The sequence below is a fragment of the Henriciella marina DSM 19595 genome (assembly GCF_000376805.1).
Lineage (GTDB): Bacteria > Pseudomonadota > Alphaproteobacteria > Caulobacterales > Hyphomonadaceae > Henriciella > Henriciella marina.
Genome location: NZ_AQXT01000002.1, coordinates 2606083 through 2620062, shown reverse-complemented (window position 1 = coordinate 2620062; position 13980 = coordinate 2606083). Strand labels below are relative to the sequence as shown.

The following is a 13980-nucleotide window of genomic DNA, read 5'->3' as shown; positions in this document are numbered from 1 at the left end:
GGAAGCGGGCCCGGTCAATGATGCCCTACCGCACTTGCACTCCTGCGCCAGCGCGGCAAGCCTCCGGGTCACGTCATTATCACAAATGCGGGCCTATGCGGCAGCGCACAAGTCTGCCATAAGGGCTGCGGGCCAGCCTTCCCCAACGAGGGCCAGCCTATCTGTGAGGATAGGAGTAAAACAGATGACCACTACCCCCAAACCGGAGGTCCGTCCGGACTGCCCGCATTTTTCGTCGGGCCCAACGGCCAAACGTCCCGGATTTTCCCTTTCACAACTTGAAGACGCTGCCTTTGGCCGCTCGCACCGATCCAAGGATGCGAAGGCAAAGCTGAAAGAAGCGATCGACCGAACCAAGGCGATCCTGAAGCTTCCAGATGACTACCGCGTCGCCATCGTTCCTGCGTCTGACACGGGCGCGGTCGAGATGTGCATGTGGTCGATGCTCGGCCGCCGGCCGGTCGATATCTTCGCCTGGGAAAGCTTCGGCAAGGACTGGGTCACGGATGCGCAGAAGCAGCTGAAGCTGGATGACTGCAAAATCCATGTCGGCGATTACGGCGTCCTGCCCGACTTCGACAAAGCCCGCGATGACGCCGATATCGTTTTCACCTGGAACGGCACGACATCTGGCGTTCGTGTCGATGACCATAGCTGGATCAAGCCGAACGCTGACCGTGTCGTCATCTGCGACGCCACATCTGCGGTCTTCGCGCAGGACATCCCGTTCGAGAAGCTCGATGTCATCACCTATAGCTGGCAGAAAGTGCTCGGCGGCGAGGCGGCTCACGGGATGCTGATCCTCAGCCCCAACGCTGTGAAGCGTCTCGAGAACTACACGCCAGACCGCCCGCTGCCGAAGGTTTTCCGCATGACGAGCGGCGGCAAGCTCAATGAGGCGCTTTTCGAAGGCGCGACGATCAACACCCCGTCCATGCTCTGTGTCGAAGACTATCTCGCTGCCCTCGACTGGGCCGAGAACGAAGGCGGGCTGTCTGGCCTCAAGGCGCGCTCGGACAAGAGCCTCAAGATTCTCGAAGACTGGACGGCAAAGACCGACTGGATCGAATTCCTGTGCGCCGATCCGGAAGTACGCTCGAATACGGGCGTGACCTTCCGTATCGCCGATCCGCGCGTGGCGAAGCTCGATACGGCAGGTCAGGAAGCGTTCGTCAAAAAGCTTGTTACCCTGCTTGAGAAAGAAGGCGTGGCTTTCGACTTCAACGCCTACAACAAGGCGCCTCCCGGACTTCGAATCTGGGTCGGCTCGACCGTAGAGCCCTCGGATGTCGAAAAGCTTCTGCCCTGGCTCGACTGGGCGTTCGCAACCGTCGCTGAAGAGCTTCACGACGCCTGAGTCTTAAAGCCGATCTCCCCCGCGAAGACGGGGGTCTCGTGCAACTCGCTTTTTCCCTATTTGCCTCGGATCCCTGCCTTCGCGGGGATGACCGGGCTCACACCAGGATCAAACCCATGCCTAAAGTCCTAATTGCTGATGATCTCAGCCAGGCCGCCGTCGATATCTTCACCAATCGCGGCATCGAGACCGACATCAAGGTCGGCCTCTCCAAAGACGAGCTGATTGCCATTGTCGATCAGTATGACGGCCTTGCCGTGCGCTCTGCCTGCAAGCCGGATGCAGACGTCATTGCCGCCGCCAGCAACCTCAAAGTCATTGGCCGGGCCGGGATCGGGGTCGACAATATCGACATCAAGGCCGCGACCGCCAAGGGCGTCGTCGTCATGAATACGCCTTTCGGCAACGCTGTGACCACCGCCGAGCACGCCATTGCCATGATGTTCGCCGCGGCCCGCCAGATCCCGGCTGCCGATGCGGGCACGCAGGTGGGCAAGTGGCCGAAGAAGAACTTCGTCGGCGTCGAGCTCTCCTACAAGACGCTGGGCCTCATCGGATCCGGCAATATCGGCTCACGCGTCGCGGAGCGCGCCAAGGGCCTTCTTATGAAAGTCGTTGCGTACGACCCGTTCCTTACCGAGGAGCGCGCGATAGAACTGGGCGTGGAGAAGGTCGACCTCGACACTCTCCTCGCGCGCGCCGACGTCATCACCCTGCACACGCCGCTGACCGACCAGACGCGCAATATCCTGTCGCGCGAAGCACTGGAGAAGACCAAGCCGGGCCTCATCCTCGTCAATTGCGCGCGGGGCGGCCTTGTCGACGAAGCGGCGACCAAAGACCTGCTCGAAAGCGGGCATATCTATGCTGCCGCCTTCGACGTTTTCGCCGAAGAGCCAGCCAAGGAAAACCCGCTCTTTGGAACGAAGAACTTCGTCGCAACGCCCCACCTTGGCGCCGCCACGGTCGAGGCGCAGGAAAACGTCGCGCTTCAGGTTGCCGAACAGATGAGCGATTACCTTCTCACCGGCGCGGTGACCAATGCCCTCAACATGCCGTCTGTTACCGCCGACGAGGCCCCGCGCCTCAAGCCCTTCGTCGCGCTGGCGGAGAAACTCGGCCAGTTCGCCGGGCAGATCTCCGATCATGGATTTGAGGAAGTCATCATCGAGTATGAGGGCGACGTCGCAGAGCTCAACCGCAAGCCAATTACGGCCGCGGCCCTCGCAGGCTTGCTGCGCGCCTCTCGCGGCGATGTGAACATGGTGTCCGCTCCGGCGATCCTCGCTGAATCCGGCATCAAATACTCCGAGACCAAGACTGAGGACAGCCCGGTCTATGACAGCCTGATCCGCATCAAAGTGAAGGTGCCGAAGACGGCCAATTCCGATGAGAGCGGCTGGCGCTCGCTCGCCGGGACGGTCTCTGCAGGCCGTCCGCGCGTGGTTGAGGTGAAAGGCATGCCGCTTGAGGGCGCATTCTCTCCCATCACGCTCTACGTCAACAATCTGGACAAGCCAGGCTTCATCGGTGCCCTTGGCGCGATGCTTGGCGAAGCGAACATCAACATCGCGACTTTCCACCTTGGCCGCCAGGAAGACGGCGGCGAGGCTATTGCCCTCATCGGTATTGACAGTGAACCGTCTAAGGAAATGACCGACAAGCTCGATGCCCTTCCCCATGTGCGCTACGCGAAGGTACTTCACTTCTAGGGGTTCGCGAGCGCCATAAGTCCTATGCCTGTCCCGAAGATGGAATTCGGGACAGGCCCCCTATCTCTGCTATCGTAATCATGAGACGAAAACGGAGATACGAGATGACCAAACTCGCCATTGTCTATCATTCTGGCTACGGCCACACGGCAAAGGTTGCGGACCATGTCGCCAAAGGTGCGCGCAGCGTCGCCGGCGTTGAAGTCGATGTCCTGAAAGCGGACGACCTCGCCAACACTGAGAGCGGCCCATGGGACACACTGACTGCGGCTGACGGCATCATCTTCGGATCGCCGACCTATATGGGCTCCAGCTCTGCCGTCTTTAAGAAGTTCTCAGAAGCCTCCTCAAAGATCTGGATGAATGGCGGCTGGCGCGACAAGATCGCGGCCGGGTTCACCAATTCCGGCTCACTCGCTGGCGACAAGCTCAACACCCTGCAGGAATTCATGATCCTGGCCGGGCAGCACGGCATGATCTGGGCCAATTACGGCGCTTTTCCCGGCTTCAACACGAGCAAGAGCGACTATGCGGGCGCCTGGAACCGCGCCGGTCACATGATCGGTCTTGGGACGCAGTCGCTGACCGATCTGCCGGCCGAAGAAACCCCTGACGCCGCAGATCTCCAGACGTCAGAAGACTTCGGCAAACGGATTGCCGAGATCACGCGGCGCTGGGTTGCAGGGAAGTCATAGGACGAGCCACTTCGACACCCCAATCCTCGAAATAGCTTGACCTCATGCCTGCCCGGCACTTTCTGGGCAGGCATATTCTTTTGAAGGGGACCTGCCCATGAAACGCCTGATAGCCCTCGCGCTTGGCACGACCGCGCTCGCCGCACCAGCAAGCGCCCAGTTTATCGAAGAAGCCCGCATCGGCGTGATGCAGCACAATGTCTGTATTTCTGACTGCAAGAATGCCGACAAGGAAGATGGGCCGAATATCGAGGGTGAACTCGTCTTCGCAGGTCCGGACATCTTCCGCTACATCGCTAGCCCGCGCCCCTACATCGTCGCCTCCTACAACACGGCTGGAAACACGAATTTCGGCGGCTTCGGCCTGCTCTGGAACTGGGATTTCGCGACGGGGTGGTCGCTGGAGCCAAGCCTTGGCTATGTGATCCATGACGGCGCGAACGAGAGCCCGTTCCCGCAAGGCGATCCACGCAGTGATGCCTTTGCGCAGAACAATATCTACTTCGGATCTGACGATCTTTTCCGCACCGGCCTCGCCCTCAACCGTGATATTGGCGAAAACTGGGGCGTTCAGTTTCAGTACGAGCACCTCTCCCACGGCCAGATTCTGGGCGACGGACGTAATCAGGGCGTCGACAATATTGGCGTGCGTGGCTACTGGCGCTTCGGCCAATAGACCCTTTGGCGGGTTACCCGTCGTCAGCCTTGCAATAGCGCCAGATAAGGCGAATCCTCCCCGGAAGAACAGCATTCCAGGGAGGATTGCATGGCCAAGAAACATGCCATCATTATCGGTTCGGGCCTTGGCGGGCTGACCGCAGCTATCAAGCTTCAGGAAGACGGGCACACCTTCGACCTGATCGACCGCAACCCCAAGGTCGGTGGCACCTGGTACGAAAACTCCTATCCAGGTTGCGCCTGCGACGTGCCTGTCGCCCTCTATCAGCTATCCTTCGCGCAAAGCATCAACTGGACGCGAACCTTTCCGCAGGGCCCTGAGATTCAGGCCTATGCCGAGGAAATCGCAGAACGCTACCAGCTTGGCCCCAGCATGCATCTCGGCGATGAGGCGATCAGCGCCGTCTGGGATGAGACTGCCAGGAACTGGACGGTAAAAACCGAAAGCGGCACGACCTTTACAGGTGACATACTGGTGGGCGCGCTCGGTCAGCTGAACCGGCCGAACTGGCCCGATATTGATGGCCTCGACAAATTCGAAGGCGCCATGATGCATTCGGCGCGCTGGGACCATTCGGTGTCCTTCGAAGGCAAGCGAGTTGGCGTCATCGGCTCTGCCGCGAGCGCCGTACAGATCATTCCGGAAATCGCCAAGACCGCAGGCCACCTCACCGTCTTCCAGCGTACACCGAACTGGGTTGTCCCCCGCCGTGATGTCCCGGTGACGCCTGAGGAACAGGCGCTCATGTTTACCCAGCCAGAAACGGCCATGGACCTTGGCGCGCGCGGCCGTCAGCTCATGTATGACAACGCCGATCATTTCTTCTGGCAGGTGTTTGAGTGGACCGAGGCGGGGCGCGCAGCATATACCGCCATTGCGACGAACCACCTGAATGCGCAGGTCCCCGACCCTGACCTCAGAAAAAAGCTGACCCCTGACTATCCAGTTGGCTGTCGGCGGATTTTGATCTCAGATGATTATTTCCCGGCCTTGCAGCGAGATAATGTCGAGCTTGTCACGGAGGCGCCGACCAGCATCGACGCAAGTGGGGTCACGACACCAGATGGCACCCATCGCGATTTCCATGTCCTGATCTTCGCGACCGGTTTTGAGACGACCGAGTGGAAATGGACTGTCGATGTTGAGGGCGTCGAAGACAAACGCCTCAACGATGTCTGGGCCGAACGTCCATCTGCCTATGCCGGTGTCACCGTATCAGGCTTTCCGAACCTCTTTGTGCTCTACGGCCCGAACACAAATCTCGGACATAACTCGATCACCTTCATGCTGGAGCGTCAGGTCGAGTATATGATGAAAGCCATCGAGACGATGGATGCCCGGTCCGTGAGCGCCATGATGCCCAAGAAATCTGCGCAGGATGCCTGGAACAAGCGCATCCAGGCAGACCTTCAGAAAACGGTCTGGGCCGATCCAGCCTGTAATTCCTGGTACAAGACCGAAGACGGTCTCATCACCCAGAACTGGTCTTCCCATACGCGCGACTACGCCAGGGAAGTCGAAGAGGTAAAGGTCGAGGATTACGATCTCGTCTGACCTTTTTGAGGACACGGCACCTCCACACTTGAAATCCGGTCTCAAAACCTTTCAGTGGCGAGCGGATCAATCAGGAGCTTCCGGACATGGCAGGTGTGGTGGTCGTCGGTGCCCAGTGGGGCGATGAAGGCAAGGGCAAGATCGTGGACTGGCTTTCGAGCCGGGCCGATACGGTTGTGCGTTTCCAGGGTGGTCATAATGCTGGCCATACGCTGGTTATCAGCGACAAGACGTTCAAACTTGCGCTCCTGCCCTCGGGCCTCGTCCGCGGCGGCAAGCTCTCGGTCATCGGCAATGGCGTCGTGGTCGACCCCTGGCACATGCTGGAAGAGATCAAGGGCATCCGTGAGCAGGGCGTCGAGGTGACGCCGGAAACGCTGGTTCTGGCAGACAATGCCTCCCTCATCCTGCCGTGGCACAAAGACATCGATGCGGCCCGCGAAGGCGCGCTCGGCGCGGCCCAGATTGGCACCACGAAGCGCGGCATCGGCCCTGCCTATGAAGACCGTGTCGGTCGCCGGGCGATCCGCGTGGCCGATCTAGCCGATCCTGCGGCGCTCGACCTCAAGATCGAGCGGCTTCTGGCGCATCACCGGCCGCTGCGTGCTGGCGTAGGCCTGCCAGAACCGGACGGCGCCGCGCTCAAGGCAGAGCTTCTCAAAATCGCGCCGGAGATCCTGTCCTATGCCCAGCCCGTCTGGAAAGTGCTGGACGAACAGGTGCGCGCCGACAAACGCATTCTTTTCGAAGGCGCACAGGGCGTCATGCTCGACGTAGACCACGGCACCTATCCGTTTGTGACGTCATCAAATGTCGTCGCAGGAAATGCGTCAGCTGGCTCAGGCGTCGGCCCGGGCGCCATTTCCTACGTTCTCGGGCTTGCAAAAGCCTACACGACCCGCGTCGGGTCTGGCCCATTTCCCACCGAACAGGACAATGAAATCGGCGAGCGTCTCGGCACAATTGGCCGCGAGATCGGCGTTAATACGGGGCGTACGCGGCGCTGCGGCTGGTTTGACAGCGTTATGGTGCGCCAGGCCTGCGCGACCTCCGGCGTCAATGGCCTTGCCCTGACCAAGCTCGATGTTCTCGACGGATTTGATGAAATCAAGGTGTGTGTCGCTTACAAGCTCAATGGCGAGACAATCGATCACTACCCTGCCGGGATGACCGACCAGGCCGCCGTCGAACCTGTTTATGAGAGCATGCCCGGGTGGAAGGAAACCACCAAGGGCGCGCGAAGCTGGAGCGACCTGCCAGCCGAAGCAGTCAAATATGTCCGCCGACTGGAAGAACTCGTGGGCAAACCCTGCGCGCTTGTTTCGACCTCACCTGAACGCGAGGATGTGATCCTGATGCGCGATCCGTTCGAGCGCGTCTAGCGACCAGGAACACTCAGTCTGGCAAGCTCGCCGTGTCTTTTATAAAGCCACTGGTGAGGTTGATCAGATAGGCCCGGTCATTGACGCGAACCCATTCGAACTCTTCTTCGGGTTCGTTCAGGCCAGCGTCTTCCCAGTTCTTGAGTATGTCACCGCGATACTCCACGGGCAGATACTCGCCCCCGTCAAAGCTGGCCGGTTGCGTGTCGCCACCGGTCGAGGACTCGCGAAAGGCTTCAGGGTCATCATACGATGCAGGTGGACCTGCCTGGCCTGTTGCGGCCAGCCCAAGCACCATGCCTGTGAGCAGTGTCGTTTTCAGCATCTGTGACTCCATTTCGAATCAAGAACGGCTTGCCCCATCAAGCAGTTCCGGCGCGCCCACAGGCCCGGTGACTAGTCACGACATCTACTGGACGGGCTCAGCTCTTGCTGGAATGCAGATGAGCGAGCGCGATGGCGCCCGCGGTCGCCACATTGATGCTGTCGAAGCCATCGCTCATCGCAATCCGGACGGGTCGCGCGCTGTCGATGAGACCGGCCTCAAGGCCTGGCCCTTCGGGACCCAGAAGGATGGCCGTCTTGCATCCTGGCACGAGATTGTGGAGGATTTCTGCATCGTCGCGCGGCGTCATCGCCCAGACATCGAACCCGGCTTGTGTGAGCATCGAGAGGTGATCCTCGCCGCATTCTTCATGAAGGAAAGGTAGCCAGAGCGCCGCCCCCGCTGAGACGCGTATCGATTTTCTGTAGAGCGGGTCGCAGCTGCCCTCATCGAGGAGGACACCGCCCGCACCGAAAGCCGCTGCGTTCCTGAACGCCGCGCCCACATTGTCGTGATTGGAAACGCCATTGAGGACGAGCAGCGTGTCCGCCTGGAGCAGCTGGTCCATGCGCACCGGATCGCCCTTGCGCGCGCAGGCAAGCACGCCGCGATGGATCGGAAAACCTGCCACCTCATCCATAATCATCTGAGGCGCGACATAGACCGGTACATCATCGGGTACGCGCGCGAGCATATCGCTCAGTGGCTCCAGCCGGGATTCGCCAATGAAAACACTTTCGATCACGAAGCGGGAGCGCGACAGAAGAATGTCCAGCGTCACTTTTCCCTCGACAATAAACCGCCCATCGCCGCGCCCTGTGAGGTCGCGCTCCCTGATTGAGGTGTAGGGCGCGATACGCAGGTCATCGGCGTCGCTTATGGGAACAAGGGTCATGAGCGCCTGTCTCCCACAAACGAAAACGCCCGGCCAGCCCAACCAGCCGGGCGCCTAAAATTCTAATGGGAGCATGTCAGGCGCCTGCGGGCAGGCCCTGTTCTTTCGCCATACGTTTCATCGCCTTCTGAATCTTCTCGAAGGCGCGGACCTCGATCTGGCGGATACGCTCACGGGAGACGTTGTAGACTTCTGAAAGCTGCTCCAGCGTCTTAGGATCATCAGTCAGGCGGCGCTCCTGCAGAATGTGCTGCTCGCGCTCGGAGAGATCCCCCATGGCTTCCTGAAGAAGCTCCATGCGGCTATCGAACTCCTGACGGTTGGCGTAGTTATCTGCCTGCCCCGGCTCATCATCTGTGAGCCAGTCCTGCCACTCCATGTCGCCTTCCTGGCCCATCGGCGCGTTGAGCGAGGCATCAGAGCCGCTCATGCGGCCATTCATGCTGCGCACATCTTTTTCGGGCACGTTCAGCCGTTCAGCGATGACGCGAACCTGATCGGGATTTAGATCGCCGCTATCGAGCGCGCTGATCTCACCTTTGATCCGGCGAAGATTGAAGAAGAGCTTTTTTTGGGCAGCCGTGGTGCCAAGCTTCACAAGGCTCCAGCTGCGCAGGATGTATTCCTGAATGGCAGCGCGAATCCACCACATGGCGTAGGTGGCAAGGCGGAAGCCCTTGTCAGGGTCAAATTTCTTGACCGCCTGCATAAGGCCGACATTCCCTTCGGAAATCACCTCCGCCATGGGCAGGCCATACCCGCGGTAGCCCATAGCGATTTTCGCGACCAGGCGCAGGTGGGACGTCACCATTTGCTCGGCAGCATCAGTGTCTTCATGCGCCTGCCAGCGTTTGGCGAGCATGAATTCCTGCTGCTTCTCCAGCATGGGAAATTTGCGAATTTCGGTAAGATAGCGGCTCAGACCCTGTTCAGGGCTCAGCGCAATCGATGTTTTAGCAGCCATCTGCCTTTTCTCCGTGTCTACAGGTACTGACCCTTGAGTGCGGCATCAGTTCCGTATCGGTTCTGGAGAAAGCTTGTAGCCCCGACTTGCGGCAGCGTCTCTCCCCCTCAAGCGCATTTGCGTTATCGCGCTACAGCATAAATGGGGAGTAAGGCTGAAATTTGGAAGAGCAAAAAGAGCCCGGGACAACTTAAAAGACCCGGATGCGGTGGCGGCATCCGGGTCTCGATAGCGGTCAGAGACCGGCCTATTTCGCCTTTGGCTTGCCCGGTGCGGCAGGCTTGCTTGGCTTGCCAGCTGGTTTGGCGCCTGGCTTTTGTCCTGGTTTGGAATTTTGCGAGGTCATCGCGCGTGGCTTTCAAAACTGGGCAATTGATTTGTGCCCACAAACACCGGGACGAAATGTCTCGGTAATTATGAAGATGCGCCTCGGCCGAGTTGTCGGCAATATCCCGGCAAGGTGAAATTATTTTCATCCTGCCAATTCCGGCTGCGTCGAGGCAGCGCATCCATGCGGGCATGACTTTACGTCCCTGCGCGCCTAGATACTCAGGCAGAAGGGAAGTTCGATGACAAATATCCTGATGGTCGCTTTCTATATCACCATCGCCGCCCTGGTGGTGGTGCTGGTGCTAGGTATCACCAATCTCGCCCGGTCCGATAATGGGCAGGCGAGCCGGTCCAACAAGCTGATGCGGCTGCGCGTGCTGGTGCAAGCCATCGCAATTGCACTCCTCTGTGCCGTGGCGCTTGCGGCAGGTGTATTCAGCTAGGCTTACCTAAATTTGGCAGGGAGACGGCTAATCATGGTGAAACTGGACAAGATCTACACCCGCACAGGCGATGGCGGCACAACACGCCTTGCGACCGGTGAGCCTGTTGAAAAGTGGAACGCGCGTGTCACCGCCTATGGCAGTGTCGATGAAGTCAATGCCGCGCTTGGGGTCGCGGTCCTTCACGCAGATGATGCCATGGCAAACCGGCTTCGCAGGATACAGAATGACCTGTTCGATCTTGGCGCAGATCTCGCCACACCGGAACGCGACAAACCTCTCGGCTGGGAGCCTTTGCGGGTCGTCGCCGCGCAGACGACCCGTCTTGAGACGGAAATCGACGAGATGAATGCGAACATCGCTCCGCTTGATAGCTTCGTCCTGCCGGGCGGGAGCGCTCTGTCAGCGCATCTCCATGTCTGCCGGACGATTTGCCGGCGCGCCGAACGTGATGTTGCCCGTGTCGCAAGCGACGAGAGCGAAAAAGTGAGCCCGGACGCGCTCGCCTTCATAAACAGGTTATCAGATTGGCTTTTCGTCGCCTCGCGGGCCGCAAATGAAAACGGCAAGAGCGACATCAAATGGAAGCCGGGCGAGAACCGCTAGCCGGGACACCCTGTTTTTCTTCATTGCATATCGATCGCGGCTTGTCCTGGCTGGCAATCGGGAGGCCCCCGGGAGAAACGGCTGCTTGCATTTCACGGGTTGAGCTTGATCCCGTTCGAAGGCATTGAAACCTCCATGACATATACACCGCCAGACAGGCTGAGCCTGAACCCTCGCAGCCGCTATTATGACGCAGACCTCATCCAGCGCGGCATTGGCGTGCGCTTCAAGGATCAGGAGCGGACGAACGTCGTAGAATACTGCCTCTCGGAAGGCTGGATCAAAGTCGCCGCCGGCAAATCACTCGACCGTAAGGGCAATCCCTTGACGCTGACGCTCAAAGGACCTGTCGAGGTTTGGTTCGAGGACACCGAAAAGACGCAAGAATAGCCGGGCCTGATCGCCGGGCCTTTCTTGTCACTGAATGCCGCCGCAACAATTGCTTGCAGCGGCGAAATGACCTTGACGCGGGAGCCGCGCTTGATTGTTGCACCTGCCTTCTCTAGGTCATCACGAGTTTAACAGGCATAAAACAGGAGCCAGCCGATGAAGGTGCTCGTACCCGTAAAGCGGGTCATCGACTACAATGTGAAGGTCCGCGTAAAGTCTGACCAGAGCGGCGTTGACCTTGCCAACGTGAAAATGTCCATGAACCCGTTCGACGAGATTTCCGTCGAAGAGGCCGTTCGCCTGAAAGAAAAAGGCGTGGTCGAGGAGGTCGTCGTGGTTTCCGTAGGGCCCCAGCAGGCCCAGGAAACCCTGCGCACGGCGCTCGCCATGGGCGCTGATCGCGGCATCCTGGTGAAGACCGACGACATGGTTGAGCCGCTCGCCGTCGCCAAGATCCTTCAGAAGATCGTCGGCGAAGAGAGCCCTGACCTTGTCATTCTCGGCAAGCAGGCAATCGACGACGACTCCAATCAGACCGGTCAGATGCTCGGCGCTCTGCTCGACTGGCCGCAAGGCACGTTCGCCTCCGAGGTCGTGATCGAAGACGGCAAGATCACGGTCACCCGTGAGGTCGATGGCGGTCTTCAGACGCTCGCGCTGCAGACCCCGGCAATCGTCACGACCGATCTGCGGCTCAACGAGCCACGTTACGCCTCTTTGCCAAACATCATGAAGGCGAAGAAGAAGCCGATCGATGAGAAGACACCGGCAGACTATGGTGTCGACACAGCGGCCCGTCTCAGCGTCGTGAAAGTCACCGAGCCGCCAGAGCGTGAAGCCGGTGAGAAGGTTGAGGACGTTGCTGAACTCGTCTCCAAACTGAAATCGAAAGGAGCGGTGTAATGGCTGTTCTTGTACTCGCTGATCACGATAATGAGACGCTCTCCGACGCCACGCACAAGACGGTTACGGCCGCCAAGGCGATGGGCGGGGACATCGACATTCTGGTTGCCGGCAAGGGCGCCGGCGGCATCGCCGAAGCGGCCAGCAAGATTGATGGTGTCCGCAAGGTTCTCCATGTCGATGGCGACGCTTTCGAAAAGCAGCTGGCTGAAGCAATGGAAGCCCTGATCGTTCCGCTTATGGATGGATATGACGCATTCTTCGCGCCTGCCACGACCATGGGCAAGAACTGCACCCCGCGCGTCGCAGCAAAGCTCGACGTGATGCAGATTTCCGACATCTCCGGCGTGATCGACGCCGACACGTTCGAACGTCCGATCTATGCGGGCAACGCAATGATGACGGTCAAATCGTCTGACGCAAAGAAGGTCGTCACCGTTCGCGGTACGTCGTTCGATGCGGCTGGTGAAGGCGGCTCCGCCTCGGTTGAGACCGTTGACGCGCCAGCTGGCCCGTTCAAGTCGGCCTTTGTCGAAGAGCGTATCGTCCAGTCCGACCGTCCGGAGCTCACCTCCGCCAAGACGATCGTGTCCGGCGGCCGCGCACTTGGCTCGAAGGAAGAGTTCGACCGGCTGATGATCCCGCTGGCTGACAAGCTCGGTGCCGGTATCGGCGCCTCCCGCGCCGCTGTCGATGCAGGCTATGCGCCGAACGACTATCAGGTCGGCCAGACCGGCAAGATCGTCGCGCCTGAGCTCTACATCGCCGTCGGTATCTCTGGCGCCATCCAGCACCTTGCTGGCATGAAGGACTCCAAGATCATCGTTGCGATCAACAAGGATGAAGAGGCCCCGATCTTCCAGGTTGCCGATTACGGCCTGGTCGCCGACCTCTTCACCGCCGTCCCTGAACTCACGGACGCGCTCTAGGTCGCAAGACGAGCAGACAAAAATGAAGAGCCCCGGGCGTTTTGCGTCCGGGGCTTTTTCTATGCGGTTTCAAGTTCCTGCATGACCTCATCCATCAACGCACCGATCTCGGTGTTGAGGACGAGGCTGGCATAGGGGTCAAGGTCGGTCGGCTCCCGGTTGACGATGACGAGACGGGCCCCTGCCCGTGCCGCCATTACCGGAATGCCTGACGCCGGATAGACCACCAGCGAAGACCCAAGCACGATACAGAGGTCGCAGGATTCTGCCTCTGCTATCGCGCGCGCCATCTTGTCTTCAGGCATAGCCTGCCCGAACGAGATTGTCGCCGTCTTCAGAAGCCCCGCGCAGGACGCGCAGACAAGCTCTTCATCAGTTTCCCAAGGTGCGCGCAGCTCATCGAATTCATGGCGCATCCCGCATTCAAGGCATTTGGCGTAGGAGGCATTCCCGTGGATCTCGATCACCTTGTCGTCGGGCACGCCTGAATCCTGATGCAGATTATCTACATTCTGGGTAACGACGGCGCTCACCTTGCCCTGCTTTACCAGTTCGGCGATCGCGAGGTGCCCCGTGTTCGGGCTCGCGCCGACCCAGCCTGCCGTGCGGTTGAAGACGCGGTTCCAGGCTTCGCGCCGCGCATCACGGTCAGACACGAAGTCCTGATAATAGATAGGCTTCATTTTCGACCAGACACCGCCCGGGCTTCTGAAGTCGGGGATGCCACTTTCTGTCGAGATACCTGCGCCTGTAAAGACAAGGACGCGGTCGGCGGCGCGGATCATCTCCGCGAGGGATTTAGCTGTGCTCATGAGG

At 59.5% G+C, this 13980-nt stretch carries 15 protein-coding genes; 11 read left to right on the top strand and 4 right to left on the bottom strand.

What is annotated here, in order from left to right; genetic code table 11:
* Positions 1-184: 184 nt before the first annotated feature.
* The 6 genes from F550_RS0113040 to F550_RS0113015 all read left to right on the top strand — a co-directional run bounded on the left by F550_RS0113040 (position 185) and on the right by F550_RS0113015 (position 7379).
* Positions 185-1357: a phosphoserine transaminase gene (locus tag F550_RS0113040; RefSeq protein WP_018149013.1), complete on the top strand. Its 1173-nt coding sequence runs from the start codon at positions 185-187 to the stop codon at positions 1355-1357.
* 116 nt (positions 1358-1473) lie between these two features.
* A complete protein-coding gene (serA, locus tag F550_RS0113035) occupies positions 1474-3069 on the top strand; it encodes a phosphoglycerate dehydrogenase (protein WP_018149012.1) in 1596 nt (531 codons plus the stop codon).
* Between the two features lie 104 nt (positions 3070-3173).
* Positions 3174-3764 (top strand): flavodoxin family protein, encoded by a 591-nt coding sequence (locus F550_RS0113030; protein ID WP_018149011.1) that lies wholly within the window; start codon positions 3174-3176, stop codon positions 3762-3764.
* Between the two features lie 97 nt (positions 3765-3861).
* Positions 3862-4440: an acyloxyacyl hydrolase gene (locus tag F550_RS0113025; RefSeq protein ID WP_018149010.1), complete on the top strand. Its 579-nt coding sequence runs from the start codon at positions 3862-3864 to the stop codon at positions 4438-4440.
* A gap of 90 nt (positions 4441-4530) precedes the next feature.
* On the top strand, positions 4531-5997 hold the full coding sequence (locus F550_RS0113020; RefSeq protein ID WP_018149009.1) for a flavin-containing monooxygenase: 1467 nt from the start codon (positions 4531-4533) through the stop codon (positions 5995-5997).
* A gap of 86 nt (positions 5998-6083) precedes the next feature.
* Entirely contained in the window at positions 6084-7379 is a 1296-nt protein-coding gene (locus F550_RS0113015) for an adenylosuccinate synthase (RefSeq protein WP_018149008.1), read from the top strand.
* Between the two features lie 13 nt (positions 7380-7392).
* On the opposite strand, the gene F550_RS17840 is transcribed toward F550_RS0113015, so the two are convergent.
* The 3 genes from F550_RS17840 to rpoH all read right to left on the bottom strand — a co-directional run bounded on the left by F550_RS17840 (position 7393) and on the right by rpoH (position 9563).
* Positions 7393-7704 (bottom strand): RcnB family protein, encoded by a 312-nt coding sequence (locus F550_RS17840; RefSeq protein WP_169332270.1) that lies wholly within the window; start codon positions 7702-7704, stop codon positions 7393-7395.
* A 97-nt stretch (positions 7705-7801) separates the two neighbouring features.
* Positions 7802-8599, bottom strand: coding sequence for a TrmH family RNA methyltransferase (locus tag F550_RS0113005; RefSeq protein ID WP_018149006.1), 798 nt, complete (start codon positions 8597-8599; stop codon positions 7802-7804).
* A gap of 76 nt (positions 8600-8675) precedes the next feature.
* On the bottom strand, positions 8676-9563 hold the full coding sequence (gene rpoH / locus F550_RS0113000) for an RNA polymerase sigma factor RpoH (RefSeq protein WP_018149005.1): 888 nt from the start codon (positions 9561-9563) through the stop codon (positions 8676-8678).
* A gap of 569 nt (positions 9564-10132) precedes the next feature.
* On the opposite strand from rpoH, the gene F550_RS0112990 reads away from it, so the two are divergent.
* The 5 genes from F550_RS0112990 to F550_RS0112970 all read left to right on the top strand — a co-directional run bounded on the left by F550_RS0112990 (position 10133) and on the right by F550_RS0112970 (position 13164).
* The gene (locus F550_RS0112990; RefSeq protein WP_018149003.1) at positions 10133-10336 is read left to right on the top strand and encodes a twin transmembrane helix small protein; all 204 of its coding nucleotides are present in this window, start codon (positions 10133-10135) and stop codon (positions 10334-10336) included.
* A 33-nt stretch (positions 10337-10369) separates the two neighbouring features.
* On the top strand, positions 10370-10942 hold the full coding sequence (locus F550_RS0112985) for a cob(I)yrinic acid a,c-diamide adenosyltransferase (RefSeq protein WP_018149002.1): 573 nt from the start codon (positions 10370-10372) through the stop codon (positions 10940-10942).
* A 135-nt stretch (positions 10943-11077) separates the two neighbouring features.
* Positions 11078-11332, top strand: coding sequence for a DUF3297 family protein (locus F550_RS0112980; protein ID WP_026180765.1), 255 nt, complete (start codon positions 11078-11080; stop codon positions 11330-11332).
* A 156-nt stretch (positions 11333-11488) separates the two neighbouring features.
* Positions 11489-12235: an electron transfer flavoprotein subunit beta/FixA family protein gene (locus F550_RS0112975; protein WP_018149000.1), complete on the top strand. Its 747-nt coding sequence runs from the start codon at positions 11489-11491 to the stop codon at positions 12233-12235.
* Positions 12235-13164 (top strand): electron transfer flavoprotein subunit alpha/FixB family protein, encoded by a 930-nt coding sequence (locus F550_RS0112970; protein ID WP_018148999.1) that lies wholly within the window; start codon positions 12235-12237, stop codon positions 13162-13164. The genes F550_RS0112975 and F550_RS0112970 overlap by 1 nt, the downstream gene beginning before the upstream one ends.
* Positions 13165-13223: 59 nt before the next feature.
* Here F550_RS0112970 and F550_RS0112965 read toward each other — a convergent pair whose 3' ends face one another.
* Positions 13224-13976, bottom strand: a complete 753-nt coding sequence (locus F550_RS0112965) for an SIR2 family NAD-dependent protein deacylase (protein ID WP_026180764.1) — start codon at positions 13974-13976, stop codon at positions 13224-13226.
* Positions 13977-13980 lie beyond the last annotated feature (4 nt).